Here is a 25815-nt window from a genome sequence, read left to right as displayed (position 1 = left end):
ACGGCCACTTACGTTCTGGGGAACCCCAATGACAGCGCGGCATCCTCCGCCTCGTACGGTCGGCCGCGCACGACGTACAGAGGAACCCCATGCGCCAGTCCTCAGCCCACCGTCAGCGGCGACGACCGGTGGTACGCCTCTCCGCGGCCGCCGCCCTCCTGGCCGGCGGAGGTGGTGTGATCGCCCTGACCGCCCCGGGCGCGTCGGCCGCCTGCTCCGACATCGAAGTCGTCTCGGCCCGCGGCACGTTCGAGCCCGGCACCCTCGGAACGATCGTGGGCGACCCGGTGTTCGCCGCGCTGCAGAAGCGCCTCACCGGCAAGAACCTCACGAGCCACAAGGTCGACTATCCGGCCGATCTGAGCCTCGGCTCGAGCGCCCAGGGCAACACCGATCTGGTCAATCACGTGAAGGCCCAGGCGAGTTCCTGCCCGGCGCAGAAATTCATCCTGGTCGGCTACTCTCAGGGCGCCAACGTGGTGGACAACTCCATCGGCATCAGCAGCGCCGGCTCGCCGGTCGGCGGCACGATCACCGCCACCCTCCCCGACGACGTCGAGCCGAAGGTCTCCGCGGTGCTCCTCTTCGGCAATCCGATCCGCTCACTGGGAAAGAGCGTCACCGGAACGTACGCGGACCGCACCCATGACGTCTGCGCCCAGGGCGACCCGGTCTGCGAAAGCGGCGGCAACGACACTCTGGCCCACCTGAGTTACCGCGACGACGCGGAGGAGGCGGCCGCTTTCGCAGCCGGCAAGGTCTGACGCACCCACTCCTGAAGCGGCATCGAAGTGCCCGGCGGCGACGGCTGCCGGGCACTTTCCGTCGCGCCGTCGCGGCCGCGGCACCTGCGCCGATGGCCCCGGTCGCCCCGCGTCGTATGTCCGCCCGCCCCGCCCCGGCCGGAGCCCGGACCCGCACCCGCACCCGCACCCGCACGACGCGGTCACCCTCCGACTTCTTACGAGACCCTGACGCGATGATCAGATCCCTCCGTCCCGGCAGCCTCATGGACAACTCTGGTTCCTGAACAGGACCTCGACACAAGCGTCGACTTCTTCCTGGACCTGATCCGCGCCGTGAAGTGGCGTATCACCCGGAGGAGTTCGGAGGAGAACCATGCGGCCCAACACACGTAAACGGTCGAAGACCACGAGCGGCAAGGTCATGGCCGCCGCTGCGGCTCTCACCCTCGGAGCGGGCGGGCTGGTGGTCGTCAACGTCTACGCCTCCGCCCATGAGACATCGGGCGGCAACACCGTCAAGCAGTCACAGGGCGGGGTCGGCCGGGCCGCCGCGTCGGCGGCCTCGACCATCGACTGCCCCGACGTCGGCAGCGGACTGCGGCAAGTGCCGGACCAGGCCCGTGCGGAGGTCGACAGGGAACTCGCCGCACTGGACACCCAAATCTCCGAGGCCTACCGGAGGCTGCAGAGCTCGGCTCGGGCCATACAGCAGGACAGCGGCTTCGCGAACAACGCGATCATGAATCCCCTCAAGGACAAGCGGGTCGCGACGATCGACCGGATAGCGGTCGCCATCGGCAGGCAGGGGGACAAGCCCCAGGGCCTCGGGTCACTGGCCGCCTGTACGCTGCGCGCCCCCGGCTCCCAGGACGGCACCGGAAACGGCCAGGAGCAGGGCCAGGGAGAGGGAGAGGGGCAGGAGCAGGGTGGCGGGCAGGGTCAGCCCGCCGACGGAGGTCAGGTCGCGGGCAACGGGCCCGTCGCCGCCGACTTCGTCGACATCACCTCGGTCCAGCCCAACGTGGCGCCACCCCGCCGGTCGAAGCAGGCATCCCGCGGGACCTTCACCACCCGGTGCGGAGTCAACGAGAACAAGCTGTACAACTCCGACAACGTCATCGTCGCCCCCGGTGTGGACAACGGCGCGCACCACACGCACGACTACGTCGGCAACCAGGCGAACGACGCGTTCGCCGACAACGACGACTTCGCGGGCGGCGCGACGACATGCCAGAACCAGGGTGACAGGTCCTCCTACTACTGGCCGGTCCTTCGCCTGCAGGACGGCACCGAGGAGTTCGACGCCGCGCAGCAGGGCGGCGGCGCCGAGGGCAACACGGGCAGGATCCTCACGGCATCGGAAGTGACTCTGGACTACGTGGGCAACGCCCGCAGCCGGGTCGTGGCCATGCCCAGGTTCCTGCGGATCATCACCGGTGACGCCAAGGCGTTCACCAACGGCACCGCGAACGCCAACGCGGCCTGGAGCTGCACCGGCTTCGAGGACCGCCAGCTCACGGACAAGTACCCGGTGTGTCCCGAGGGCAGCAGCCTGGTGCGGACGTCGAAGTTCCAGAGCTGCTGGGACGGCCAGAACGCCGACAGTGCCAACCACCGCACCCACGTCGCGTTCGCCGATCCGAAGTCGGGTGCCTGCCCGAGTGGCTTCAAGGCCGTTCCGCAGCTCGTGCAGCGGCTCGTGTACGACGTGGACGCTCCCAGTCTCGACGACGGCGGCCGGACCAGCCCGTTCTACGCGGTGGACGGCTTCCCGGAACAGATGCACAAGCCGGTCACGGACCACGGCGACTTCGTCAACGTCTTCGACGAGCAGCTGATGAACAAGATGGTCCAGTGCATCAACACCGGCCGCAAGTGCCAGTGAGTCCCCTGCCCTGAGCCGCGGTCCCCGCCCGCGACCACGGTCGGCGAGGCACACGGCTGAGATCGGGACACGTGTGGGCGACGGATGCACTCCATCCGCCGCCCACACGTGTCCCGGTCTCATGGCGCGTCCGTGGACCTGACGGCCCGCCGTGATCCCGGCCGGCCTCGCCCGACGGCGGCGTCCGGTCGAGGCCGTCGGACCCGAGGGCCCGGTCCCCTTCCCTGGACCTGTTCCAGGTCATCAGGCCCCGGCCACCGGCAGTGTCACTTCGAATCGGCAGCCGCCCGGGACGTTGCGCACCGCCGCCTGACCCCGGTGTGCCTCGACGATGCCCCGGACGATGGCGAGGCCGAGGCCGGCACCGGCCGGTGGGGTGCGGGCGTGCGTGCCACGCCAGCCGGTGTCGAAGACCCGCGGCAGGTCCTCCTCGGGGATACCGCCGCAGCCGTCCGTGACGGACAGGACGACACCCTCCGGGGAACGCTCGGCGGCGACCGCGACCGTACCGTCGGAGGGGGTCCGGCGGATCGCGTTGACCAGCAGATTTCCCAGTACCCGGCTCATCTCCTTGCCGTCCACCTCGACCGGTACCGGTTCGATGCGGTCGCCGACCAGCCATACCCCGTACTCGCGGGCGAGGGCGTCCGCTCCCGCGAGGGCGTCGCCGACGAGGTCGTACACGGAGATACGGGCCGGGGAGAGAGCGAGCGCCCCGGCGTGGATGCGGGAGAGCTCGAAGAGGTCGCCCACCATGTCGTTGAGGCGTTCGACCTCCGTCCGCATCTGGCGGAGGTAGCGCTGGGGGTCGGCGGCGACGCCGTCCTCCAGTGCCTCGGACATGGCACGGAGCCCGGCGAGCGGAGTGCGCAGGTCGTGCGAGATCCACGCGACGAGTTCGCGTCTCGATGTCTCCAGGGCGCGCTCGCGGTCCCGGGACTCGGCCAGCTTCGCGCTGGTCATGGCCAGCTCCCGGCTCAGCTCGGACAGCTCAGCGGTCGCCGAGCCCGCGGGCGCCGCGAAATGACCGCCCTCGCCGAAGGAGCGGGCGGCCGCGGTGATCGCCCGGCTGCCGGCGACGACCCAGCGGCCGAGCAGCAGAGCGGTGGCCAGGGAGACGACCGCCGCCATCGCGACGACCATGGTGACGACGGTCAGGTCGTGCGAGTTCAGGAACATGGCCCACGCCACGGCCAGCGTGCCCGCGAGCATGGACGCCACGGCCACCGCCGCGACCACCGTGAGGGACGCCGTCAGTGAGCGGCGCCGGATCAGCCACAGCACACCCGCGCCGAGCAGCCCGGCCACGACGGCGCCGAGAAGGGCGAAGAGGCCGATCAGCAGGAAGTCGAGCACGGTCAGACCGCCTCCTCGTGTGGTGTGACGTCGAAGCGGTAGCCCACTCCCCACACCGTCTGGATCAGCCGGGGGCGGGCCGGGTCGTCCTCCACCTTGCCCCGCAGCCGCCGTACGTGGACGGTGACGGTGGACAGGTCGCCGAAGTCCCAGCCCCACACCTCACGCATCAGCTCTTCGCGGCTGTAGGCGCGGCCCTGGTTGCGCAGGAGGAACACGAGAAGGTCGAACTCGCGGAGGGTGAGGCCGAGTTCGGTGCCGTTCTTGGTGGCGCGGCGGGCGGCCGGGTCGGCGGTGATACCCGCCGCGTGCACGGGCTGGGCGGCGGGCGCGGGCCGGGTCCGACGCAGGACCGACTCGACCCGCAGCACCAGCTCACGAGGGCTGAAGGGCTTCGTGACGTAGTCGTCGGCGCCCACTTCCAGGCCGAGGATCCGGTCGCCCTCGTCACCGCGGGCGGTGAGCATGATGACCGGCACGGGTCCGCGGGCCCGGATCCGGCGGCACACCTCCAGTCCGTCCATGCCGGGCAGCATCAGGTCCAGTACCACCAGGTCCGGCCGGTGCGCGGCGGCCCGCGCGAGCGCCGACGGCCCGTCCTCGGCCCGGTCGACCTCGTACCCGGCGCGGTCGAGATAGCCGGAGACGACCTCGGCGACGGTGGGGTCGTCGTCCACGACGAGGACGCGGGGCGCGCCCGCGTGTCCGCGAGGAGCGGAGCCGGAGCCCGGGGTTTCGTGCGGTTGCTGCATGACCGCAGCTTGTCACCCGTCGCGCCCGGGTGCGCCGACCCCTCTGCGACGTCCTTGTTTCGTAAGGACCTGAGGTCCGCGTGGTTCGCGTGGTGCGCCATCTCGCGGCAGGCCGGGCTCCCGCTGTCACCATCCCGTCAGCAGCAGATGATTGACGAGGAGGGCGAGGACCGCCTGGGCGGTGAGCCAGGCACGGGGCCGGGTCAGGAACGCGCACGCGGGGAGCAGCCACAGGGCGAACGGCAGCCAGATGCGTTCCGTCTCCGCCTTGCTCATCCCGGAGAGGTCGGCGGTGAGGAGTGCGAGCAGTGCGGCGGCCACGAGCAGGGCAAGCCGGGCGTCGGGGGTGACGGCGACCGAGCGCAGGCACCTGCGGAAGCCCTTGCGCACCGGAGCCGTGCCGGCCCGCCGCAGGCCCGCGACGGTCGCCGGGCCGATCACCAGGACCGTGCACGCGAGGTTCGCCCACACCCAGTACCCGAACGGCCGGATCCCGCCGGCCCCTTGGTGGTACCGGGTGACGAGCAGCCGGTACGCCTCCCACCAGTTGAAGCCCGCGAACGTGAACGCGGCCGGCACGACGAGGAATCCGGCGATGAGACACGGGAGCGGCCGGAGCCTTCGGGAGCCGAGCAGCAGGACGCCGCCGGCGATCACCGCGAGCAGGGTCAGCCCGTACGACAGATACGCGGTGAGGCCGAAGAGGAGCCCGGAGGCGAGGCCTGCCGACCGCGGCCGGTGTCCGGTGACCGCAACGGCGAGGAACGCGACGGCCCAGGCGGCGACCGCCGCGAAGTACCCGTCCGCGGAGGTGCCCATCCACACGGCCGCCGGGGCCAGGACCATGAAGGGCGCGGCCCGGCGGGCGAGTGCCTCTCCGCACAGTGCGCGCACGGTGACGAGGACCGCCACCGCCGCTGTGGCCCCTACGGTGACGCACCAGACGCCCGCCCACGCCCCGCCCGCCAGGCCGACCCGGTCGAGGACGGCGAAGGTGAGGGTGGCCGCGGGGGGATGCCCGGCGACGTGCGCGGGCCAGGCGTCCGGTGCGTGCATCAGGATGTGGTGGGTGAAGTCGCGCAGGGCGGCCGGGATGTCATGGAAGCGGTTGACGGGGTCGATGACCTGGAGGTACTCGTACTTGGTCGTCAGCCGCCGGGCGACGCCTCGCTGCCATCCGTCGACCAGCGCGAGCGAGAACGTCCACGCCAGGGCGGTACCCCACGCCGTGACCAGCAGGGCCCGCCAGGGCAGCCGGGCGGCGACGCGCGGCCCGTACGCGACGACGGCGACGGCGACGATGATCGCGGCGGGGGTGCCCGGGCCGGCGTGCGGCTCCCAGTAGGCGTACAGGGGTGGCCACCTGACACGAAGGGTTCCGTACCGGTGCTCCATGACGGTGCCGATCACAGCCGCCGTCGTGACGAGCAGCGCTGCGGCCAGGGCCGCGAACAGGTCGCGGAGAAGATCGCGGTTCACACCGGCACGCTAGGCCGGGGAGGGCCGGACGGGGCTGCGGAGACCTCGGACGTCAGCGTTTCGTCATGAGTCGCGGGCCCTGTCCTCGGCAACTCCCGGCCTACGGTCGGGACATGCGTGACCATCGACTCCCCACCTCCCCCGGTTTCTGGCGCAGCCCGTTGCGTGGCCCCTGGTTCACCTCCGTCCTCGGCATCGTGCTGCTCGTCGGGATCACGGTGCTGTTCCTGACGGGCCTTCTGTCGTACGCGGCCTACAACCCGGAGCTGTCGCCGGTGAACGACAAGACCCCGGACAAGGGTCTGCTCGGCTTCTACCTGTTCGCCTGGCCGACCGACCCGCCCTGGCTCTACCGACTCACCCAGGGCGTCCACGTCACTCTCGGCATCGTGCTGATCCCCGTACTGCTGGCGAAACTGTGGTCGGTCCTGCCGAAGCTGTTCACCCTGCCGCCGGTGCGGTCGCTCGCGCACGCGCTGGAGCGGATCTCGCTGCTTCTGCTGGTCGGGGGTGCGCTGTTCGTGTTCGTCACGGGTGTGCTGAACGTCCAGCTCGACTACCTCTTCCCCGGCTCCTTCTATCCGCTGCACTTCTACGGGGCCTGGGTGTTCTTCGCGGCGTTCGTGACACACGCGGTGCTGCGGGTGCCAGCCGCGCTGCGCAATCTGCGGCACCTGCGCGGAGAGGGCAGCCAGGAGGGCTGCGAGCTGGTCTCCCCGGCTCCCGACCCACCCACCGTCTCGCGCCGCGGGGCCCTCGGCCTCGTAGGCGGAGGTTCACTGCTCCTGCTCGTCACGACGGCGGGGCGGGGCTTCGACGGACCCCTGCGGGAGACAGCTGTGCTCGCTCCGCACGGCGGCCCCGAACCGGGTTCGGGGCCCGGCGGCTTCCAGATCAACAAGACGGCCGCGTCGCGTGGGATCGGCGCGGCGGAGACGAGTGACGAGGCCTGGCGGCTGGTCGTCGAGGGCAACGGACGGACGGTACGCCTGAGCCGGGCGGATCTCGCCCGACTCCCCCTGCACAGCGCCGCGTTGCCCATCGCCTGCGTGGAGGGGTGGTCGACGTCCGACCAGTCGTGGCGGGGTGTCCGTCTGCGGGACCTGGCGGCCCTCGTCGGCTACGAGCCCGGCGCAGCGCCCGACGTACTGGTGGAGTCGCTCCAGCGGCACGGGTCGTTCCGCCGGGCCGCTCTGCGCGACAACCAGGTGCGCGACCCGCGCGCCTTGCTCGCCCTGTTCGTCAACGGTGAGCCCCTGACCGCGGACCACGGCTATCCGGCGCGGATCATCGTGCCGGCCGCGCCCGGTGTCCTCAACACCAAGTGGGTGGCGCGGATGACCTTCGGAGACCTGTGATGCGACGACGTGCGACACGACGGCTTCCGGTGCGCCGGTACGTGGGGAGCCCGCTGCAACTCCTGCTCCTGGCCTGCTCGTTCGCTCTCGCCGGGTATGCGGGTGTGCGGCTGCTCGCGGACGACTGGCTCTCGGTCGTGCTGTGGTTCGTGGGCGCGGCGCTGGTGCACGACCTGGTGTTGCTGCCCCTGTACGCGGGCGCGGACCGGGCCGTCACGCGAGTGCTGGGCGTGGCCGGCCGCCGGGATTGGACGGTCTTCGTACGCGTCCCGGCGGCGCTCTCCGGTCTTCTGTTGCTGATCTGGTTTCCGTTGATCAGCGGGCAGGTGGCCGACCGCTACCGCTCTGCCACCACTGTGTCCGGCGACGGGTTCCTGTCCCGTTGGCTGCTGATCACGGCGGCGCTGTTCGGCGGCTCGGCGGTGCTGCTCCTGCTGAGGTCACTGCGGTTGCGCAGGGCGACGAAGGAGCGGCCGCCGGCCGTCCACTGACGCTCCGGGCGCCAGCCGGCACGGGTCGCGAGCCGGAGCAGAGGCGGTGTGCCGAGACGGGCCCAGGGGAAGTGCGGGCCGGCCGTGCCGTGAGTACCGGCGGCCAGGTGGACGACATGGACCGTGACCCGTTCGTCGACGTCGCCGTCCGGAACAGTCTCGACGATCAACAAGCCCTCCTGGTTGAGGAGTTGGGACATGCGTCGCAGGAGGACCGACGGATCGCCGCCGATGCCGATGTTCCCGTCGATGAGAAGGGCGGTGTCCCAGCGCCCTTCTCCGGGGAGCGGTTCGAAGACCGAGCGCCGCAGCGCCTGGCCGCCGAGTCGCACGGTGCGGGCTACGGCTGCTTCGCTGACGTCGACGCCGAGCGCGGGCCGGCCCCTGCCCGCGAGTTCCGCGACGAGCCGCCCCGGTCCGCACCCCACGTCGAGGACGGCCCCTTCGCAGTGGTCCAGAACCACCATGTCGGCCGTGTCGGCGGTGGCGCACCAGCGTTCCACCTCCAGCGGCATCAGCCAGCCGTCGGTGCGACGCAGGAAGAGCGGCCCGCGCCCGGTGGCCAGTGCCTCGGAGTACGGGTCGGCGGCCCACGGACGCGGGATGCCGACGGGCGTGAAGGGCTCGAGGCGTGCGGGGGGCGCGGGACGATCGGGGCCGGTCTCCCGAGGCGACGTGATCTCGTGTGCGGTGCTCATCGACGGGCAGCCGCCCCAAGACGCCCCAGCTCAGCGGCGAACCGGCTCTCCGGGGCCGCCAGGGCGACCGCCTCCGCGTCACGGGCGGTGTCCACGTCCCGGAGCCGCGGCAGCTCACGCACGCGCAGGCCCGCGACGACGAGCCGTTCGAACTGCACGGCGCCCGTGGTGGGCGTCGACATCGGCACGCCGCGCAGCAGCCCGGGGTCGGGGTGGGCGAGGCCCAGCGCCCAGAAGCCGCCGTCCTCGGCCGGCCCGAAGTACGCGTCGCAGCCGGCGAAGTCCACGGTGAGCAGTTCCGGGGTCACCTGTGGGGTGTCCATGCCGATGAGCAGAGCGGGTCCGTCACAGGCGTCGAAGGCGGCGGCCAGTCGCTCGTCCAGGTCTCCCGCGCTCTGCGGGACGACGTCGAAGCCGGGCGGCAGCCAGGGGCCCGGAGCGCCGTCGAGCACCAGCACACGACGACGAGCGGGAGCGGCCGCCACCGCACACAGGGTGTCCGCGAGCGCCGCCTCGGCGAGCGCCGCAGCTTCCCGGGGCGTGAACGGCGGGGTGAGGCGGGTCTTGACCCGTCCCGGCCGCGGTTCCTTGGCGATGACGAGGAGTGTGGTCACTGGGAGGTTCCTCCTGGAGGTACGGCGATCGAGCCGTTGGCGGCCCCGTCGCGGGAGACGGGTGGTTCGGCCAGGACCCGGCTCATGTCCCGTACCGCCTGCCAGGTGCCGCGCCAGGTGCCGGTGACCTTGGAGTCACCGGTGCGTGGCAGGTACGGCACGTCGTGCTCCACGACACGCCAGCCGGAGTCAGCGGCGCGGACCACCATCTGCAGCGGATAGCCACTGCGGCGGTCCGTGAGCCCGAGGCCGAGCAGTTGTTCGCGACGGCCCGCACGGAGCGGTCCGAGGTCGTGCAGACGCAGCCCCGTGCGGCGGCGCGTCATCCGTGCCAGCGCGAGGTTGCCCGCCCGGGCGTGCGCGGGCCAGGCGCCACGGCCCTGCGGGCGGCGCCGCCCGAGCACGAGGTCGGACTCACCCCGCTCCACCTCGCGGACGAAGGGCACGAGCAGGGACGGGTCGAGGGAGGCGTCGCAGTCGCAGAAGCACACGATGTCCGCGGTGGCCGCGGTCAGCCCGGCGTGGCAGGCGGCCCCGAAGCCGCGACGGCTCTCGTGCACGACGGTCGCGCCGAGGTTGTGGGCCAACTCCGGTGAGCCGTCCGTGGATCCGTTGTCCACCACCAGCGCACGCCATGGGGACGGGATGCGGTCGAGCACCCAGGGCAGGGCCTCGGCCTCGTTGAGACAGGGGAGAACCACGTCGACGGACGCCGCGGTCGTCGCCGCTTCGGATCGCGTTGCGGGAGAGGTCATCACGTGTTTCACCCTACGAAGACACAAGAGACGTAACGGACTCCGGCTTCTTACGAAACACGGACGTCGGGGCTGCGGGAGAGCCCGACCAGGGCATGCAGAGCGCTACGCGCCGCGCAGCCCGGCCGTCGCGAATTCCCGCATGCCCTCCTCGAAGCCGACCTCGGGCTTCCAGGCCAACTCGCCTCGCAGCCGCGCCGAGTCCGCCGTGATGTGGCGTACGTCCCCCAGCCGGTACTCCCCCGTCACCACGGGCTCAGGACCGCCGTACGCGGAGGCCAGCGCCTGCGCCATCTCGCCGACCGTGTGGGGCTCGCCGCTGCCGGTGTTGTACGCGACCAGGGATCCGGCCCGGGGTCCGGCCTCCAGCGCGGCCACGTTCGCCGCCGCCACATCACGTACGTGCACGAAGTCCCGTCGCTGGCCCCCGTCCTCGAAGACGCGCGGGGCCTCGCCCCGGGCGAGCGCCGACCGGAAGAACGACGCGACCCCCGCGTACGGGGTGTCGCGCGGCATGCCCGGCCCGTAGACGTTGTGGTAGCGCAACGAGATCGCGGAGCCGTCCGTGGACCGGGCCCATGCCGCCGCCAGATGCTCCTGGGCCAGCTTGGTCGTCGCGTACACGTTCCTGGGGTCGACCGGGGCGTCCTCGCCGACCAGGCCCGGCGTCAACGCCTCCTCGCACCGCGGGCACCGGGGCTCGAACCGCCCCGCGTCGAGGTCCGCCACGGTCCGGGGGCCGGGTCGCACGGCCCCGTGCCACTCGCAGGTGTAGGAGCCCTCGCCGTACACCACCATCGACCCGGCCAGCACGAGCTGCCGTACTCCCGCGTCGGCCATGGCGGCGAGCAGCACCGCCGTACCGACGTCGTTGTGCGACACGTAGTCGACCGCGTCACCGAAACCCTTTCCGAGTCCTACCATCGCCGCCTGGTGACAGACGGCGTCCACGCCCGGCAGTGCAGCGGCGACCGCCGCGGCGTCGCGCACGTCCGGACCGTCGCGCAGGTCGAAGACGACCGCCTCGTGCCCCCGCGCGGTCAGCGCCTCGACGACATGACACCCGATGAACCCGGCTCCGCCGGTGACCAGTACTCGCATGGACACGACGCTAGGACCACCAGCGCATCGTGGGGCAGCCACGCGCCCATGACGTCACAGGCCCGTAAGACCTCGGCGACCCTCGGACCTCACCCCCGCGGACCTGCGCGAGTGGGCGTCGCCACCGTCCGTACGACGTCTGCGACAAGGCACGGCGAGCGGCTGACGCACCGACCGGAACGGCGCCGGCGGCCGTCGCTCCCGTTTGCGGCCCGGAGGGTCCCCGCGGGAGGGTTCGGGGGTGACCACCCTGCTGATCGTGCATCACACGCCCTCGCCCAACTGCCAGGCGATGTTCGAAGCCGTCGTCTCCGGCGCGAACGACCCGGAGATCGAGGGCGTACGTGTCGTCCGCCGAGCGGCGCTGGCCGCCACGGCCGCCGACGTGCTGGCCGCCGACGGATACCTCCTCGGCACTCCGGCCAACCTGGGCTACATGTCCGGCGCCCTGAAGCACTTCTTCGACCAGGTCTACTACCCCTGCCTGGACGCGACGCGAGGCCGGCCCTTCGGCTTCTACGTCCACGGGGGCAACGACGTCACCGGAGCGGTGCGGGGCATCGAGTCGATCACCAAGGGCCTGGGCTGGCAGCGTTCCGCCGACGCCGTGACCGTGACGGGCGAGCCGAACAAGGCGGACATCGAGGCGTGTCGGGAGCTGGGGGCAACCCTCGCCGCGGGGCTGATGAGCTGACGGACCGCCCGGGAGGGCTGGGCAGGCGGGTCGCACAGAAGGGCCGGTGAAGGCGCTGAGCACGTCCGCGGCAGCCCCGGCAGCCCCGGCAGCGACCGGACCCGGCAAGGTGGACCCCGCGCCACGCACCGGGCGGCTGCGCCGCTCCGGCGCGGACCCGGATCGAACCTGATGTCTGCGAGAGGCGGTGGGTGGACATGTCCGCCGACTGGGAATGGGACGAGACGCTGTTCGCGGGCACGGCGGCCCACTACCGGCGCGGAAGGCTGCCGTACGCCCCAGCGCTGGCGGACGTGCTGGCCGAGGTCCTGGGGCTCGACGGACGAGGAAGCCTCATCGACGTGGGATGCGGGCCGGGCACCCTCGCACTGACCCTGGCGCACCTGTTCGGCGAGATCGTCGGTGTGGACCCGGACCGCGGGATGATCGCCGAAGCGTCCCGCGAAGCCGCCGGGCGTGCCCTGACCGGGAAGGCGCGGTGGGTGCGGGCCCGGGCGGAGGATCTGCCCGCCGGTCTCGGCACGTTCACCGTCGCGACCTTCGGCCAGTCGTTCCACTGGATGGACCGCGAGCCGGTGGCCGCGACCGTCCGGGACATGCTCCGGCCCGGCGGGGCGCTCGTGCACATCTCCGACCTCAAGTCGGAGACGAGGTCGGTCGACGGGCTTCCGTATCCGGCGGTGCCCGGCGCGGACGTGGAGGAGTTGGTCAGGCGCTACCTGGGGCCTGTCCGGCGGGCCGGCCGGGGGGTGCTGCCGCGGGGAACACCCGGTGGTGAGGCTTCGGTGTTCGCCCGGGCGGGATTCGCCGGCCGCGAGCGTCATGTCGTCCCCGGCGGGCAGGCGCTGGAACGCACGAGTGACGACGTCGTCGCGGGGGTGTTCTCCATGTCGTTCTCGGCTCCGCACCTGTTCGGCCCGCGCCGCGACGCCTTCGAGGCAGACCTGCGCCGGGTGCTGCGGGAGGCGTCCCCCTCGGGTCTGTTCTCCGAACGGCTGCCGAGCACCGAGGTGTTCGTCTGGCGGAAGGGTCCTGCCGGGCCGGCGTCTCCACCGGCCTCGTGAGCCCGCCAGGAGGGCATCCCACGGTCGGGCGAGGAAGCAAGGGCTCCGCGCCACCCTCGTTCATGCTGATGGACACCAATCACGTACACGTCTATTGACGCCCCACGCCGCAAGCCTCTAACTTCCGGGAAAGCGCTTTCTCCCTTGCGAGGCAGTGTCCCCACCATGCGGCCGGTTCATGTACTCGAACCCGCACTTTGCCACATTCGAGATCCCGGAACCACGGGCCGGCACCACCTCACCGGCAGCTCGGGCGCACTGAACGTCCCACCGCACAGTTCCTCGGCACTCGTTCACCGCACTCCGGTCGGACGAGCCAAGCAACCTGGAGACGAACGATGCAACCGAGACCAGTGACAGCGTCCCTCGCCCTCGTGGCCGGCACACTCGTCGCACTCTCCGGCACGACGGCTCACGCCGCGACCACCCGGTACGAGGCCGAGACCTCCCCGGCGATCTGCACGGGCACCATCGACTCCGACTGGGCCGGCCACACCGGCAGCGGGTTCTGCAACGGCACCAACGCGACCGGCGCCCACGCGCAGTTCACCGTGACCGCAGCCGCGTCAGGAACGGCGACGCTCAAGGTCCGGTTCGCCAACGGAACCACCGCCGCGCGGCCCGCGAACCTCACGGTGAACGGCTCGGCGGCCACCTCGGTCTCGTTCGAGGGCACCGGCGCCTGGGGGACATGGGCGACGAAGACGCTCACCGTGCCGGTGACGGCGGGCAGCAACACCATCCGCTTCAGCCCCACCAACGCGGGTGGCCTGCCCAACATCGACCACCTCGACGTCGAGACGGGCGACACGACCCCGCCACCGTCGAGCAGCGCGCTGTACGTGGCACCGGGCGGCATCGACAGCGCGGCCGGAACCCAGGCGGCACCGACGACACTCACCTCGGCGATCACCCGCATCACACCCGGCGGGACGATCTACCTGCGCGGCGGGACCTACCGGCCCTCGCAGACCATCACCATCCCGGCGGGCAACAACGGCACCGCGAGCGCCCGGACGAAACTCTCCGCCTACCCGGGTGAGACCCCGGTGCTGAACTTCTCGGCCCAGAGCGAGGACACGGCGAACCGCGGGCTGGCCGTCAACGGATCGTACTGGCACGTCCTTGGCATCGTCGTCGAGCGGGCCGGCGACAACGGCATCTTCGTCGGCGGCAGCAACAACGTCTTCGAGCGCACGGTGACCCGGTACAACCGGGACACCGGTCTGCAGCTCTCGCGCATGCTGTCCAGTACCCCGAAGGAACAGTGGCCGTCCAACAACCTCGTCCTCGGCGCGGAGTCGCACGACAACGCCGACTCGGACGGCGAGGACGCCGACGGATTCGCCGCGAAGCTCACCTCCGGCCCCGGCAACGTCTTCCGTTACGCGGTGGCCCACAACAACATCGACGACGGCTGGGACCTCTACACCAAGTCGGACACGGGAGCCATCGGCCCGGTGACCATCGAGGACTCCCTCGCCCTCGACAACGGCACCCTCAGCAACGGCGGCCAGGCCGGCAACGGCGACCGCAACGGCTACAAGCTCGGCGGCGAGGACATCGGGGTCAACCACGTCATCCGGCGCAACATCGCCTACAACAACGGCAAGCACGGGTTCACCTACAACAGGAACCTCGGCAGCATGACGGTGTCGGACAACGTCAGCATCGACAACGAGGAGCGCAACTACTCGTTCGACGCGGGCAGTTCGGTGTTCCGCGGCAACACGTCGTGCCGCTCAGGCAGCGGGACGAACGACAGGATCGTGGGCAACACCGACAGCTCGAACCAGTTCTGGTCCGGCACGAACGGCTCCCGGTGCTCCTCGTACGGCGGCGCCCTCAGGTGGTCCTTCGCCGCGGACGGCCGCCTCGTGGTGACCTTCGGCGGCAACCAGGTCACGCCGTAACCGACCCCACCGCCGACCGGGGGTGCCGGAGACGGAAATGCCCCGGCCGGCCCGTCCGACGCATCCGGACGGGCCGGCCGGGGCGCCACCTGCAACGGGCCCGTGCGTTCCCGGCTGTCCTCGTCACGCTTCGAGGGCGCCGGTGTACGGCAGCCTCACCATGTAGATGTCGACCGGGTCCTGGGCCTCCACGGTGAACCCGTGGCGCTCGTACAGCCGCCGGGCGGCGCTGCCCTGCAGGACGTTCAGGCGGACGAGCACGCCGTCGGCGTCAGCGCCAGCCAGCAGCGTTCGCAGCACCGCGGATCCGAGCCCTCGGCCCTGCACACCCGGCGTGAGGTAGAAGTGTTCCAGCCATCGCGCGTCCTCGGCCGGCCGCATCGCGACACAGCCCGCGAAGGCGCCTCCAACCAGAACGACCGACGTGTGCCGGGCGGAGAAGGAGTCCCGCAGCCGCTGCCTGACCCGGTACTCGTCGAACCGGCCCAGCCGCTCAAGGTCAGGGCGCATGACCGTCGCACGCAACTCCACGATCGCCTCCACGTCCGCCGGCTCGGCGGGACGCATGGCCCATTGCAGAAGCTGGTCCGGCGCGGCGCCGGGCACCACCCGGCCCGCCTGTGTCTCGTCCACCTCTGTGCTCGCGTCCATGGCTGGATTGTGTCATTGGGCCGCTGTGACGACATGCGTCGCAGGATCGATCACTGTGCCCCGCTCACGACGTGAGGCTCGCCTGCACCGCGGGTCCGTACCGTTCGACGATGAGGTCGAGCGGTGTCGCACGCAGTTCTTCACCGCGCGCGATGCCGAACATCACTCCGAGACCGAGCAGCATGCTCACGGCGAGCTCGGCGCGCAGGGCGGCGTCGGGGCCGTCGAGGCGCCGGACGAGCCGGTCGACCACCTGGGTACGGAAGTTGGCGCGGAGCGTGTCTCCCTGGCCGCCGTGGAGAGGGGCGAACACGATGCGCAGCAGCGGGTCCGCGCCCTGTTCGGTCTGGCTGACGAGTACGTGGCGGACCATGTGGCTCCCGAGGTCCGCCAGTGGTGCGTCCAGCAGGGCGGCCGCGTCCTGCGCGAAGGACATCACGTGTGCGAAGAGGGTCTCCTTGTTGCCGAAGTACTTCATGATCAGGGGCGGGCTGACACCTGCGCGTTCGGCCACGGCCTTGAGCGTGATGTCCCCGTGGGCATGACGCGCGAGGAGGTGGCGGGCCGCACGCAGGATCGCCGTCTTGGTGGCCTCGGCGTCCCGGCGCCCCGGGCCGCCGTCCGTCGCCTTCTCGGGCGCGGCCCCGGAATCCTGAGCCACACCCGTCCGGTCCGGCACGGTGTCGGCGGACTTCGTTGACCTCATGACTCTCCTGCTCCCTCCAGCAACGTGTCCGCGGCCCGTCCGCGGCGCCGCCGCGACGGCCGGCCGGGCTTGTGCGGCTCACTCCTGCCCGGTATCGCCAGGGCCATCGCGCACCCGGCCAGCGCGACCGCCCCGGCCAGGGCGAAGGCCAGCTGATAACCGCGCAGGCTGGGCAGGGACACTCCGCCGACCGGACCGGTGTGGTGCACCAGTATGGCGGCCACGGCGGCACTGCACACGGCCTGGCCGATGGTCCGCATCAGTACGTTGACGCCGCTGGCGGAGCCGGTCTGTTCGGCCGGTACGGCTCCCAGGATCAGGGTGGGGAGAGCGGAGTACGCCAGAGCCGTGCCGGCCGACACGATGGCTCCGCCCAGAATGATCACCCACAGGTGGCGGCTGTCCACGATCCGTGTCCCGTACCCGAAGACGATCACGACGGCCCCCAGCGCGAGCGTCACGCGTGGGCCGCGTGCCGTCGAGATGCGGGCGGAGACCGGTGACAGGAACAGCATGATCACGCCGCTGGGCAGCAGGCACAGTCCCGCTCCGACGATCGACAGGCCGAGGCCGTATCCCGTGTCTGTGGGGGCCTGTACCAGCTGGGCCGTGACCAGGGAGTTGGCGTAGAAGGCGAACCCGACGAGCAGGGCGGTCAGGTGGGGCAGTGCCACCTGAGGAAGAGCGGCCAGCCTGAGGTCGACCAACGGCCGTGCGGCCCGCAGCTGTTGCCCGCACCACAGGGTCAGGGCGAGCACGAAGCCCGCGAACAGGGCGACGACCGGCACGCTGGTCCAGCCCCACTCACCGCCCTGCGAGACCGCCAGGAGCAGACAGACGAGCACCGTGGCCAGGCCGAGCGCTCCGAGGGTGTCGAACCGGCCCGGGTGCCGCAGGGCCGACTCGTCCACCGCCCACCAGGCGAGCGCCAGACCCGCCGCTCCCAGCGCGGCGGACACCCAGAACATGGTGTGCCAGTCCGCGTACTGGACGATGAGCGCGGCGAGCGGCAGTCCGAGGGCCGCGCCGATGCCGACCGTGGAACTCATCAGGGCCACGGCCGAGGCGGTGCGCTCGGGCGGCAGTACGTCACGGAGGATGCTGATGGACAGGGGCACCACGGCCGCGGCTGCGCCCTGCAGTGCACGTGCCGCGATCAGCACCCGGATGTCCGAGGTCAGCGCGCACATCACCGAGCCGGCCGTCATCAGGGCGAGGGCGAGGAGCAGGACGCGCTTCTTGCCGTACATGTCACCGGCGCGGCCCAGTACCGGGGTCAGCACCGCGCCCGCCAGGAGCGTCGCGGTGACGGTCCACGACACCGCTGCGGCGGACGAGCCGGTCAGTCGCGGCAGGCCGGGGAGCAGCGGCACGACGGCGGTCTGCATCACGGCCATCAGGATTCCGCCGTACGCGAGGACCGGGACCGTCAGGCGGGCGCGCCGTCCTCTCCTGGGGGCGGACGCGACGGCAGTGGAGGGCGCCACGGGCAGCGGATCCTGCATGGGCACTTCCCTGGGCATGAGACATGGCATGGTGAATAGCCATTCACCATAGTAGATGAATGGCTATTCACCAGCTGTCTTAGATCACGGGTGAATTTTAATTCACCCGGGCTTCCGGCGGGCGGTGCGGGCTCCCCGCGAAGGCGCGCCCATTCTCCGGGTTCTCCGGACCACCGGCCGGCCCGTCGGCGTCGCCCCCGTTCCGCGCCGGGCTCACCGGGAGGACACGGCCCGCGCTACGAGGCGCTCGGGGCGGGGCTCGCCGTGCGCAGGGCATCCAGGTCCTGGATGGTCCCCCCGACCTTCGCCCGCAGGGGCTCCAGCATCTTGGGCTTCGCACTGATGGCCCACTGCGGGCCGACGAGGTACTTGCCTCCATAGATGGCGGCGCTGTCGAGCCAGGTCAGCTTGTACTTCTCCGCGGGGAAGGTCGTGATGAGGTAGTCGCCCGCGGCGGTGCGGCAGACGCCTTCCCGCAGTTCCTCCGCGTCGGTTCGGATCTTGACCTTGCAGCCGGTGAGGGTGGCGATCACCTCGACCTTCGCGGGGGCCACGACACCCGCCGAGGGGGCGGACCTCGCGGACGTCTTCGTCTGCTTGCTCTCGGCGGCACCGCCCCCGTCCCCGCTGCAGGCCGTGGCCAGAGGCAGTAGCGCCAGGGTGCCGACGAGGGCCGCGCCGCGCACCGGGCGGGCGACGAGAGTGCGGACGGTACGTCCTCGTGGTGGCTGCTGTGGCACGTGCCTCTCCGTATCCGGGCTGGTCCTGCGCGAGCGGGCATGACATCGACAGGGGGTACGGACAAGGGGGGTGGGCCGTTCACCGCGTGTGCCACCGAGGAGTCCCGCGGGGCCGCCCGACCGGGCCGCCCTCCGTCCGGCCGGACCGGCGCGCGGGCGGCTCGCAAGGGTGGTCCACTGGCCGGAAGACTCGGCACCTCTTCGCAAGGGAACTCAGTATGGCGATCGTCGTGGTTCTCGACATGCCCGGGATGACCCAGGCCAAGTACGAGCAGAGCGCGGAAAAGGTGGCCGGCCGGCCCGGCCCGGTCAAGAGCCCCGCCGACTGGCCGGTGGCCGGACTCATCTCGCACACGGCCGCCCCCACCGAGACCGGCTGGCTGGTCGTGGACGTCTGGGAGTCCGAGGAGGCGTTCCAGCAGTTCGGGGAGACGCTCGTCCCCATCCTCCAGGAACTGGGCCTCTCGGACGTACAACCGCGGACCTACCCGGTGTTCAACGTGGTCACCCGCTAGCACCGGTCCGCGCGCCCGCCCGACCCAGGCCCCGGGGCGGGCGGGCGCGTGGACGGGTCAGAGCGCCGCGGGCGCCGCCGTGACCCCCATGACCAGTGAGTAGAGCGTGTCGTTCGCGGTGATGAAGAGGCGGTTGCGCCTCGGGCCGCCGAAGCGGATGTTGGAGACCGTGTTGGGCACCAGGAGGCGGCCGAGGAGAGTGCCGTCAGGGGCGTAGCAGTGCACTCCGTCGTCCATGGCCGCGGCCCAGAGATGGCCCTGGTCGTCGAAGCGGAGGTTGTCGAAGTGGCCGCCCTCCACCCCTTTGATCTCGGCGAACACCCGGCCCTCGGAGAGGGTGCCGTTCGCGCGCACCTGGAATGCGCGGATCTGGCCGGCCCTGGTGTCGGAGACGTAGAGCTCGCTCTCGTCGTGTGAGAAGACCAGCCCGTTGGGAGCGCCGAAGCCGTCGGCCGCGAGGCATACCTCGCCGGTGCCGGGGTCGATCCGGTAGACGTTGTTGGCGCCGATCTCGCTCTCGCCGCGCACGCCTTCGTAGTCGCTGGTGATCCCGAAGTCCGGGTCCGAGAACCAGATCGAGCCGTCGGACTTCACCGCCGCGTCGTTCGGGCTGTTGAGGCGCTTGCCCCGGTAGCGGTCGGCGAGCACGGTGACCGAGCCGTCGTGTTCGGTGCGGGTGACCCGGCGGTTGCCCTGCTCACTGGTGATCAGACGGCCTTCGCGGTCGAGGGTGTTGCCGTTGGAGTGCCCCGCGGGCGAGCGGAAGACGCTCACGGCACCGCTCACCTCGTCCCAGCGCAGCATGCGGTCGTTCGGGATGTCGCTCCAGATCAGCTGGCGCCAGGCCGGTATGTACAGCGGCCCCTCCGCCCAGCGCGAGCCCACGTGGAGCGTCTCCAGCTGCAGATCACCCGCGGTGCACTTCTCCGTACGGAACCTGTCGTCGAGTACTTCGTACAGCGCGGGGCGACCGGTGGCCATGTCCGCTCTCCTTGCAGTCGATTCCAAGGCTCGGATCCTGAACAGCATCCTGTAACGAGCGAGTATTGCAGGATGCCGTATGGTCTACGCAAGGAACTCATGGGACTGGTTTGGTGGAGAGCGTCATGGATGCTGTGGACCGGAAGTTGCTGAACCTCCTTCAGGAGGACGCCTCGCAGGCGTACGCCGCCCTGGGCAAGGAGGTCGGGCTCTCCGCCGGCGCGGCCCATGAGCGGGTGCGCAAGCTGCGCGAGTCGAGGGTGATCCGGCGCACGACCGTCGAGGTGGACCCCGGCGCGGTCGGCAGCGGGGTGCTGGCCTTCGTCATGGTCGACTCGTCGGCGTGGATGGGTGACTCCGGCGAGCGTTTCGCGGCGATCCCCGAGCTGCAGGAGGCCCACATCATCGCGGGCAGCGCTTCGGTCCTGGTCAAGGTCCGGACAGGAACGACCGAGCAACTGCAGGACGTACTGCGCCGCCTGTACGAGATCGAGGGTGTGAGCGGCACCCGCGCGACGGTGGTGCTGGAGACGTTCTTCGAAAGGCCGGTGCCGACAGGAGCCTGACGGCCGGGGGCACCTCGGCCGCGGGACCGGCGGCGGGCTGTTGCCCGCCCGTGCACGATCACCCGCTCACAGCCAACAACAAAGGCAAGGGAGATAAATCATTCCCTTGCCACTCTTAACTTATAGCGCACCGGGGGGCTTGCCACAAGGCCCGGGTCGTACCGCAGAATCACTGGCCGTAAGCCGGAGCCTGAGAAACAGGAGATTCGCGGAGTGCATGATTTGTTGTCGGATGACGGGCCGTGCGGTGGCGTCGAGCCGGTGGCACGGACCCGACCGCAGGCCGGAGTTGACGGCATGAACTCTCTGACCACCAGCGCGTTCGACCTCCCCGGCCACCTTTTCCCCAAGGCCGACCCGGCACTGATCGCCGGCGACGACGCGCACTTCGCGGCCATGGCGGAGAGCCTCGAACAAACCATCGCCGAACTGTCCGGCCGCCTCGACGCCGAACTCAAGGCGCCCGGCGGCACGGGCCGGGCCGCGATGGAAAGGGATGCGGAGATCCACCGCCTGACCGGTCGTCTGCGCGCCCTGCGCCGCTTCGGCCTGGACCTGTGCCTCGGACACATCGTCGGCGCGGACGACCCCGAGCCCTTGTACATAGGGCGACTCGGCCTCACCGACAGCACCGGGCGCCGGCTGCTGATCGACTGGCGCTCCCCCGCGGCCGAGCCGTTCTTCGGAGCCACCCACGCCGACCCGATGGGCCTGGCCAGCCGCCGCAGGTACCGCTGGACCCGCGGCCGCATCAGTGACTACTGGGACGAGGTGTTCACCCAGGACGGGATTGTCGGCCACGCCGCGCTCGACGACCAGTCCGCCTTCATCGCCAGCCTCGGCAGCAACCGGTCGGCCCGGATGCGCGACGTGCTCGGCACCATCCAGGCCGACCAGGACGCCATCATCCGCGCGGGATCCCGCGGCGCTCTCGTCGTCGACGGCGGACCGGGCACGGGCAAGACCGTGGTGGCCCTGCACCGTTCCGCCTATCTCCTCCACTCCGACCCCCGTCTCGGTCACCGCCGGGGCGGAGTGCTGTTCGTCGGTCCGCACCAGCCCTACCTGGCCTACGTCGCCGACGTCCTGCCCAGCCTCGGTGAGGAGGGCGTGCAGACCTGCACCCTGCGGGACCTCGTCGCCGAAGGGAACGCGGCAGCGACCGAGCCCGACCCGGACGTGGCCCTGCTGAAGTCCTCCGCGGACATGGTGAAGGCGATCGAGACGGCTGTCAGGTTCTACGAGGCGCCCCCCACCGAGGGGATGACGGTCACGACTCCCTGGTCCGACATCTGGTTGAGCGCGGACGACTGGGCCGAGGCGTTCCGCGCACCGGGACCGGGCGCCCCGCACAACGAAGCGCGCGACCAGGTCTGGGAGGAGCTGGTCACGATCCTCATGGACAAGTTCGACGGTGACGTCTCGCCCGACCTGTTCCGCAAGTCGCTGCTGCACGACAGGGAGCTGACCGGGGCCCTCCACAGCGCGTGGCCTCTGCTCGAAGCGACCGACCTCGTCGGGGACCTGTGGTCGGTGCCCGCCTACCTGCGGATGTGTGCTCCCTGGCTCGGCCCCGACGAGATCCGGAGCCTCCAGCGCGCGGACACGCAGGCCTGGACGGTGTCCGATCTGCCGCTCCTGGACGCGGCACGACAGCGGCTCGGCGATCCGGAGGCGTCCCGCCGCAGGCGTCGGCACGAGGCGACCCTCGCCGCCCAGCGCGAGCGCATGACGCAGGTCGTCGACAACCTGATCGTGGCCGCCGCCGACTCAGGCGCCGACGGTGACGACGGCGAGGGGCTGGTGACGATGCTGCGCGGCAAGGACGCCCGGGTCAGCCTGGTCGACGAGTCCGAACTGGCCCCCGACGAGCGGGATCTGCTCGCCGGCCCGTTCGCGCACATCGTCGTGGACGAGGCACAGGAACTGACCGACGCCGAGTGGCAGATGCTGCTGCTGCGCTGCCCGTCCCGGAGTTTCACCATTGTCGGGGACCGCGCCCAGGCCAGGCACGGGTTCACGGAGTCGTGGCGGGAACGGCTCGAGCGGGTCGGGCTCGACCGGGTCGACGTGACCTCCCTGACCATCAACTACCGGACGCCGGAAGAGGTCATGGCGGAGGCCGAGCCGGTCATCCGGGCCGCCCTCCCGGACGCCAACGTGCCGACCTCCATCCGCAGCAGCGACATTCCCGTCGTACACGGATCCGTCGCGGATCTGGACTCGGTTCTCGACAGCTGGCTCGGTTCGCATGCCGACGGGATCGCCTGCGTCATCGGCGATCCCACGTTCCAGGACACACCCCGCGTGCGGTCACTGACCCCGGAGCTGTCGAAGGGGCTGGAGTTCGACCTGGTCGTCCTCATCGATCCGCAGGCGTTCGGCACGGGGATCGAGGGAGCGGTCGACCGCTATGTCGCGATGACCCGGGCGACCCGACAGCTCGTCGTCCTCACGAGCGGGTGGACACAATGAGAACGTTCGCTCCCGACCGCGCCAGGAGTCATCCATGTCCGTCCGCCGAGTCATGCCCGACATCCGATCAGAGGCGATGGAGGAGAGCCGCGACTTCTACGGGCTCCTGGGGTTCGAGGAGGTCATGAACCTCGGCTGGGTCATGACGCTGGCCTCTCCTTCCAACCCCACGGCGCAAGTCACCTTCATGACCCACGACAGGTCCGCGCCGGTCGTGCCCGACATGAGTGTCGAGGTGGACGACGTGGACGCGGCCTACGCGGCGGTGCGGGAGAGCGGCGCGGAGATCGTGCACCCCCTGCAGGACGAGGAGTGGGGGGTGCGCCGCTTCTTCGTCCGTGACCCCAACGGCAGGGTGGTCAACGTACTGAGTCACCGATGACCGGCCGACCCCGGCCGGTGAGGACCTGCTCGATGCGCTGATCACCCGGCCGTCGGCGCCCGCCCGCCCGTGTCCGGCTGAACAGGGGCTCTGCGGCCGGGCGTTCGAGGCGGGGCGACACCATGACCCCACCGGTCACCGGGTGACGGCGGCCCCGGACCCGGCCGGAGCCGCCCGGCGTCGATCGGGGATCAGCCGCGACGGTTGCCCTGCTCGCCCGGCAGCAGGCTCCGCAGGGCGTTGAGCTGATGGGAGTGCTCGACCGCCGACGTCTCGTCCAGGGCGGTCAGGGCGAGCACCAGCACATCGACCATGACCAGAGCGGTCAGGGACTCGTTCGTGATCCCGGTCGGGGTGTCGGGCGCGATCAGCACGGCGTCGACGCGGTCCTCGAAGGCCTCCCGCAGCTCGTCGGTGATGAAGACGACCTTGGCGCCGACCGCGCGGGCGCGCTCCACCAGGACCGTGAGCTCGGGCAGCGGCCGCCCGGGCTGGAAGATCACGACGGTGTCCCCCCGCCCCAGAGCGAGGAGCGCGTCGGCGAGCGCGAAGCCGGTCTCGCCCGCGAAGCGCGCACGGCGGCCGATACGGCCGAGCGCCCGCGCCAGGTGACGGGCTCCGAGCTCGCACGCGGCGGCCCCGTAGCAGAACACCTCACGGGCCTCAGCGAGCGCGGCGACCGCCCGTTCGAGCGCTTCGGTCCCCGTCAGACGCCGGCACTGGTCGATGCGCTCCTGGGTCTCGTCGAAGATGTCCCTGCGGATGTTCTCCAGGTCCCTGCCGACGTGGGCGATGCGCTGCGCCAGCCGGACGTCGGGAGCGGTGGTCGCCGTGAAATCGGCCGCGAGTTCCCGCTTGAGGGCCGGCAGACCCGCGTAGCCCAGGCGCTGGAGCGCCCGTACGACGGTCGCGTTACTGGTGCCGCTGGCCGTCCCCAGCTGCTGTGCGCTGGCGAACATCAGCTGTTCCGCAGGGGCACTGACCAGGTACTGGGCGACCGTCTGCTCGGAGGCCGACAGGTCGTCCCACTGATCGCGGACGGCGGCCCGCAGGCGGGTGAGTCCTCCGGGGGCGGCACTGCCCGTTTTTGAAATCGTCATTACAGCTATTGACTCCTACGTCACCGACGTTACTCTCTGAGCATCGCGTTCCAGGAAGGCGAACTTTCGGAACGAATGTTACGGCACATGTGTCTCCGAGGGAGTCCCTTCATGAATCACAGCCTTCCGGTCATCGAGATCTCCGGGACGCCGTCCCAGAGGGGCCGGCAGTACGGGGAGGCCGTGGCCGGGCAACTCGAAGCCGCCCTCGGCTACTACGCGGAAGCCATCGGCACCTCCTCGGGTCTCACCTGGCCTCAGGTCACCGCCCGCGCGGCCCGCTGGCTCGGACCCGTCCAGGACTACGCGCCCCACCTGGTGGAGGAGATGCAGGGCATCGCCGACGGCGCGGGCGTCGACCTGCTCGACGTACTGGCGCTCAACGCGCGCGGCGAGGTGATCTACGACGACTCCTTCAGCGGGATGCGCGAGGAGGAGCCCGCCGAGGGCTGCACCTCGTTCGCCGCCTACGGGGCGGCCAGCGGCGACGGCCACGTCTGGGCGGGCCAGAACTGGGACTGGCGAGCCGGCGTCGAGAACACCGTCGTCATGCTCCGTGTCGTCCAGCCGCCCCGGCCCACCCTGCTGATGCAGGTGGAGGCCGGACAGATAGGCCGGCAAGGAGCGAACTCGGCGGGTATCGCTCTCAACGCCAACGGCCTCGGCGGCCGTTTCGACGAGACCGTCGGTCTGCCCCAGACCGTGATCCGGCGCAGCGTTCTGGACCAGGCGAGCATCACCGACGCCCTGAACGTGCTGTGCCGCACCCGAGCCCACATCGCCAGCAACGCTCTTCTCACCTGCCGGGAGGGCTTCGCCGTCGACCTGGAGACCACACCGGCCGGCCACGGCTGGTTGTACCCGACGGACGGCCTGCTCGTGCACGGAAACCACTACCAGGCGGGTGTCCCGGCGGCTCTGGCCGCCGGATACCGGCCCCTGTCCCCCGACTCCCTCGTCCGCGTGCCCCGCGCCGAGGAAGGCCTGCGCCGGCTGCGCGAGGCCACCGGCCCGGACGAGACCCGAAAGCTGGTCAAGCAGGCCATGTCGGACCACTTCGGCTTCCCCGAGTCGCTGTGCACCCATTCCGATGCGCGCGAGCCGCAGGTCAAGCACTGGAAGACGCTCGTGTCCTCCTGTGTGGACCTGACCTCCGGCGACTACCACGTCACGGCGGGCACTCCGTGCGACCGCGACTACCAGCACCTTCCCTGGAACCTCTACGACGGTCCCCACGCCCCGAACTGAAGGACTCCCCCCACCACACCCCTTTCCCGCTCTTCCTGTC

24 protein-coding genes are annotated in these 25815 nt (G+C 71.0%); 11 read left to right on the top strand and 13 right to left on the bottom strand.

The window, feature by feature from the left end; genetic code table 11:
- Positions 1–89: 89 nt before the first annotated feature.
- Complete coding sequence (locus KUF83_RS21275; protein WP_217456328.1) at positions 90–764, top strand: cutinase family protein; 675 nt, start codon at positions 90–92, stop codon at positions 762–764.
- A 355-nt stretch (positions 765–1119) separates the two neighbouring features.
- Positions 1120–2631, top strand: a complete 1512-nt coding sequence (locus KUF83_RS21270; RefSeq protein WP_217456327.1) for a DUF1996 domain-containing protein — start codon at positions 1120–1122, stop codon at positions 2629–2631.
- A 243-nt stretch (positions 2632–2874) separates the two neighbouring features.
- Here KUF83_RS21270 and KUF83_RS21265 read toward each other — a convergent pair whose 3' ends face one another.
- From KUF83_RS21265 to KUF83_RS21255, 3 genes are all read right to left on the bottom strand, one after another.
- The gene (locus tag KUF83_RS21265; protein ID WP_217456326.1) at positions 2875–3987 is read right to left on the bottom strand and encodes a cell wall metabolism sensor histidine kinase WalK; all 1113 of its coding nucleotides are present in this window, start codon (positions 3985–3987) and stop codon (positions 2875–2877) included.
- Between the two features lie 2 nt (positions 3988–3989).
- Positions 3990–4739 (bottom strand): response regulator transcription factor, encoded by a 750-nt coding sequence (locus KUF83_RS21260; protein ID WP_254644118.1) that lies wholly within the window; start codon positions 4737–4739, stop codon positions 3990–3992.
- 126 nt (positions 4740–4865) lie between these two features.
- Positions 4866–6218 (bottom strand): hypothetical protein, encoded by a 1353-nt coding sequence (locus KUF83_RS21255; RefSeq protein ID WP_217456325.1) that lies wholly within the window; start codon positions 6216–6218, stop codon positions 4866–4868.
- Between the two features lie 113 nt (positions 6219–6331).
- Between KUF83_RS21255 and KUF83_RS21250 the strand changes: the two genes are divergently transcribed.
- Positions 6332–7576 carry a molybdopterin-dependent oxidoreductase gene (locus KUF83_RS21250; protein WP_217456324.1) on the top strand — a complete coding sequence of 415 codons (1245 nt, stop codon included), beginning with the start codon at positions 6332–6334 and terminating at the stop codon, positions 7574–7576.
- 337 nt (positions 7577–7913) lie between these two features.
- Here KUF83_RS21250 and KUF83_RS42830 read toward each other — a convergent pair whose 3' ends face one another.
- The 4 genes from KUF83_RS42830 to KUF83_RS21230 form a co-directional block, all read right to left on the bottom strand.
- Positions 7914–8765 (bottom strand): methyltransferase domain-containing protein, encoded by an 852-nt coding sequence (locus KUF83_RS42830; protein ID WP_217456323.1) that lies wholly within the window; start codon positions 8763–8765, stop codon positions 7914–7916.
- Entirely contained in the window at positions 8762–9379 is a 618-nt protein-coding gene (locus tag KUF83_RS21240) for a DUF2064 domain-containing protein (protein WP_217456322.1), read from the bottom strand. Before KUF83_RS21240 ends, KUF83_RS42830 begins: the two co-directional genes overlap by 4 nt.
- On the bottom strand, positions 9376–10134 hold the full coding sequence (locus KUF83_RS21235) for a glycosyltransferase family 2 protein (RefSeq protein WP_217456321.1): 759 nt from the start codon (positions 10132–10134) through the stop codon (positions 9376–9378). The genes KUF83_RS21240 and KUF83_RS21235 overlap by 4 nt, the downstream gene beginning before the upstream one ends.
- 105 nt (positions 10135–10239) lie before the next feature.
- On the bottom strand, positions 10240–11235 hold the full coding sequence (locus KUF83_RS21230) for an NAD(P)-dependent oxidoreductase (protein WP_217456320.1): 996 nt from the start codon (positions 11233–11235) through the stop codon (positions 10240–10242).
- A 241-nt stretch (positions 11236–11476) separates the two neighbouring features.
- On the opposite strand from KUF83_RS21230, the gene KUF83_RS21225 reads away from it, so the two are divergent.
- The 3 genes from KUF83_RS21225 (at position 11477) to KUF83_RS21215 (ending at position 14906) form a co-directional block, all read left to right on the top strand.
- Entirely contained in the window at positions 11477–11929 is a 453-nt protein-coding gene (locus KUF83_RS21225; protein ID WP_217456319.1) for an NAD(P)H-dependent oxidoreductase, read from the top strand.
- Positions 11930–12126: 197 nt separating this feature from the next.
- Positions 12127–12993 (top strand): class I SAM-dependent methyltransferase, encoded by an 867-nt coding sequence (locus KUF83_RS21220; protein WP_217456318.1) that lies wholly within the window; start codon positions 12127–12129, stop codon positions 12991–12993.
- A gap of 338 nt (positions 12994–13331) precedes the next feature.
- The gene (locus KUF83_RS21215) at positions 13332–14906 is read left to right on the top strand and encodes a carbohydrate-binding protein (RefSeq protein WP_217456317.1); all 1575 of its coding nucleotides are present in this window, start codon (positions 13332–13334) and stop codon (positions 14904–14906) included.
- 123 nt (positions 14907–15029) lie between these two features.
- On the opposite strand, the gene KUF83_RS21210 is transcribed toward KUF83_RS21215, so the two are convergent.
- The 4 genes from KUF83_RS21210 to KUF83_RS21195 form a co-directional block, all read right to left on the bottom strand.
- Complete coding sequence (locus KUF83_RS21210) at positions 15030–15473, bottom strand: GNAT family N-acetyltransferase (RefSeq protein WP_217456489.1); 444 nt, start codon at positions 15471–15473, stop codon at positions 15030–15032.
- A gap of 148 nt (positions 15474–15621) precedes the next feature.
- On the bottom strand, positions 15622–16263 hold the full coding sequence (locus KUF83_RS21205; RefSeq protein WP_217456316.1) for a TetR/AcrR family transcriptional regulator: 642 nt from the start codon (positions 16261–16263) through the stop codon (positions 15622–15624).
- Positions 16260–17768 (bottom strand): MFS transporter, encoded by a 1509-nt coding sequence (locus KUF83_RS21200; protein ID WP_217456315.1) that lies wholly within the window; start codon positions 17766–17768, stop codon positions 16260–16262. Before KUF83_RS21200 ends, KUF83_RS21205 begins: the two co-directional genes overlap by 4 nt.
- 236 nt (positions 17769–18004) lie before the next feature.
- Positions 18005–18508, bottom strand: a complete 504-nt coding sequence (locus tag KUF83_RS21195; RefSeq protein WP_217456314.1) for a hypothetical protein — start codon at positions 18506–18508, stop codon at positions 18005–18007.
- Positions 18509–18726: 218 nt separating this feature from the next.
- On the opposite strand from KUF83_RS21195, the gene KUF83_RS21190 reads away from it, so the two are divergent.
- Positions 18727–19023 (top strand): hypothetical protein, encoded by a 297-nt coding sequence (locus KUF83_RS21190; protein WP_217456313.1) that lies wholly within the window; start codon positions 18727–18729, stop codon positions 19021–19023.
- A gap of 57 nt (positions 19024–19080) precedes the next feature.
- Here KUF83_RS21190 and KUF83_RS21185 read toward each other — a convergent pair whose 3' ends face one another.
- The gene (locus KUF83_RS21185) at positions 19081–20004 is read right to left on the bottom strand and encodes an SMP-30/gluconolactonase/LRE family protein (RefSeq protein WP_217456312.1); all 924 of its coding nucleotides are present in this window, start codon (positions 20002–20004) and stop codon (positions 19081–19083) included.
- 125 nt (positions 20005–20129) lie between these two features.
- On the opposite strand from KUF83_RS21185, the gene KUF83_RS21180 reads away from it, so the two are divergent.
- From KUF83_RS21180 to KUF83_RS21170, 3 genes are all read left to right on the top strand, one after another.
- Positions 20130–20570: an Lrp/AsnC family transcriptional regulator gene (locus KUF83_RS21180; protein ID WP_217456311.1), complete on the top strand. Its 441-nt coding sequence runs from the start codon at positions 20130–20132 to the stop codon at positions 20568–20570.
- A gap of 297 nt (positions 20571–20867) precedes the next feature.
- Entirely contained in the window at positions 20868–23045 is a 2178-nt protein-coding gene (gene helR / locus KUF83_RS21175; protein ID WP_217456310.1) for an RNA polymerase recycling motor ATPase HelR, read from the top strand.
- 34 nt (positions 23046–23079) lie between these two features.
- On the top strand, positions 23080–23427 hold the full coding sequence (locus KUF83_RS21170; protein ID WP_217456309.1) for a VOC family protein: 348 nt from the start codon (positions 23080–23082) through the stop codon (positions 23425–23427).
- A 191-nt stretch (positions 23428–23618) separates the two neighbouring features.
- Here the strand turns inward: KUF83_RS21170 and KUF83_RS21165 are convergent, their stop codons facing one another.
- The gene (locus tag KUF83_RS21165; RefSeq protein ID WP_217456308.1) at positions 23619–24527 is read right to left on the bottom strand and encodes a MurR/RpiR family transcriptional regulator; all 909 of its coding nucleotides are present in this window, start codon (positions 24525–24527) and stop codon (positions 23619–23621) included.
- 111 nt (positions 24528–24638) lie between these two features.
- On the opposite strand from KUF83_RS21165, the gene KUF83_RS21160 reads away from it, so the two are divergent.
- A complete protein-coding gene (locus tag KUF83_RS21160) occupies positions 24639–25775 on the top strand; it encodes a C45 family peptidase (RefSeq protein WP_217456307.1) in 1137 nt (378 codons plus the stop codon).
- Positions 25776–25815: the final 40 nt, after the last annotated feature.

It is taken from the genome of Streptomyces sp. BV286 (assembly GCF_019090165.1).
In the GTDB taxonomy this organism is placed as follows: domain Bacteria; phylum Actinomycetota; class Actinomycetes; order Streptomycetales; family Streptomycetaceae; genus Streptomyces.
Note: the sequence above shows the minus strand (reverse complement) of the source record. Positions and strands in the feature narration are given on the sequence as shown.

Excerpts from the sequence above, each read along its gene's own strand:
- KUF83_RS21190 (WP_217456313.1), top strand. The coding sequence starts at position 18,727 with ATGGCGATCGTCGTGGTTCTCGACATGCCCGGGATGACCCAGGCCAAG.
- helR (WP_217456310.1), top strand. The coding sequence starts at position 20,868 with ATGAACTCTCTGACCACCAGCGCGTTCGACCTCCCCGGCCACCTTTTC.
- KUF83_RS21260 (WP_254644118.1), bottom strand. The coding sequence starts at position 4,739 with ATGCAGCAACCGCACGAAACCCCGGGCTCCGGCTCCGCTCCTCGCGGA.
- KUF83_RS21275 (WP_217456328.1), top strand. The coding sequence starts at position 90 with ATGCGCCAGTCCTCAGCCCACCGTCAGCGGCGACGACCGGTGGTACGC.
- KUF83_RS21270 (WP_217456327.1), top strand. The coding sequence starts at position 1,120 with ATGCGGCCCAACACACGTAAACGGTCGAAGACCACGAGCGGCAAGGTC.
- KUF83_RS21220 (WP_217456318.1), top strand. The coding sequence starts at position 12,127 with ATGTCCGCCGACTGGGAATGGGACGAGACGCTGTTCGCGGGCACGGCG.
- KUF83_RS21170 (WP_217456309.1), top strand. The coding sequence starts at position 23,080 with ATGTCCGTCCGCCGAGTCATGCCCGACATCCGATCAGAGGCGATGGAG.
- KUF83_RS21210 (WP_217456489.1), bottom strand. The coding sequence starts at position 15,473 with ATGCGTCCCGCCGAGCCGGCGGACGTGGAGGCGATCGTGGAGTTGCGT.
- KUF83_RS21160 (WP_217456307.1), top strand. The coding sequence starts at position 24,639 with ATGAATCACAGCCTTCCGGTCATCGAGATCTCCGGGACGCCGTCCCAG.
- KUF83_RS21165 (WP_217456308.1), bottom strand. The coding sequence starts at position 24,527 with ATGACGATTTCAAAAACGGGCAGTGCCGCCCCCGGAGGACTCACCCGC.
- KUF83_RS21200 (WP_217456315.1), bottom strand. The coding sequence starts at position 17,768 with ATGCAGGATCCGCTGCCCGTGGCGCCCTCCACTGCCGTCGCGTCCGCC.
- KUF83_RS21230 (WP_217456320.1), bottom strand. The coding sequence starts at position 11,235 with ATGCGAGTACTGGTCACCGGCGGAGCCGGGTTCATCGGGTGTCATGTC.
- KUF83_RS42830 (WP_217456323.1), bottom strand. The coding sequence starts at position 8,765 with ATGAGCACCGCACACGAGATCACGTCGCCTCGGGAGACCGGCCCCGAT.
- KUF83_RS21205 (WP_217456316.1), bottom strand. The coding sequence starts at position 16,263 with ATGAGGTCAACGAAGTCCGCCGACACCGTGCCGGACCGGACGGGTGTG.
- KUF83_RS21180 (WP_217456311.1), top strand. The coding sequence starts at position 20,130 with ATGGATGCTGTGGACCGGAAGTTGCTGAACCTCCTTCAGGAGGACGCC.
- KUF83_RS21185 (WP_217456312.1), bottom strand. The coding sequence starts at position 20,004 with ATGGCCACCGGTCGCCCCGCGCTGTACGAAGTACTCGACGACAGGTTC.
- KUF83_RS21235 (WP_217456321.1), bottom strand. The coding sequence starts at position 10,134 with ATGACCTCTCCCGCAACGCGATCCGAAGCGGCGACGACCGCGGCGTCC.
- KUF83_RS21215 (WP_217456317.1), top strand. The coding sequence starts at position 13,332 with ATGCAACCGAGACCAGTGACAGCGTCCCTCGCCCTCGTGGCCGGCACA.
- KUF83_RS21250 (WP_217456324.1), top strand. The coding sequence starts at position 6,332 with ATGCGTGACCATCGACTCCCCACCTCCCCCGGTTTCTGGCGCAGCCCG.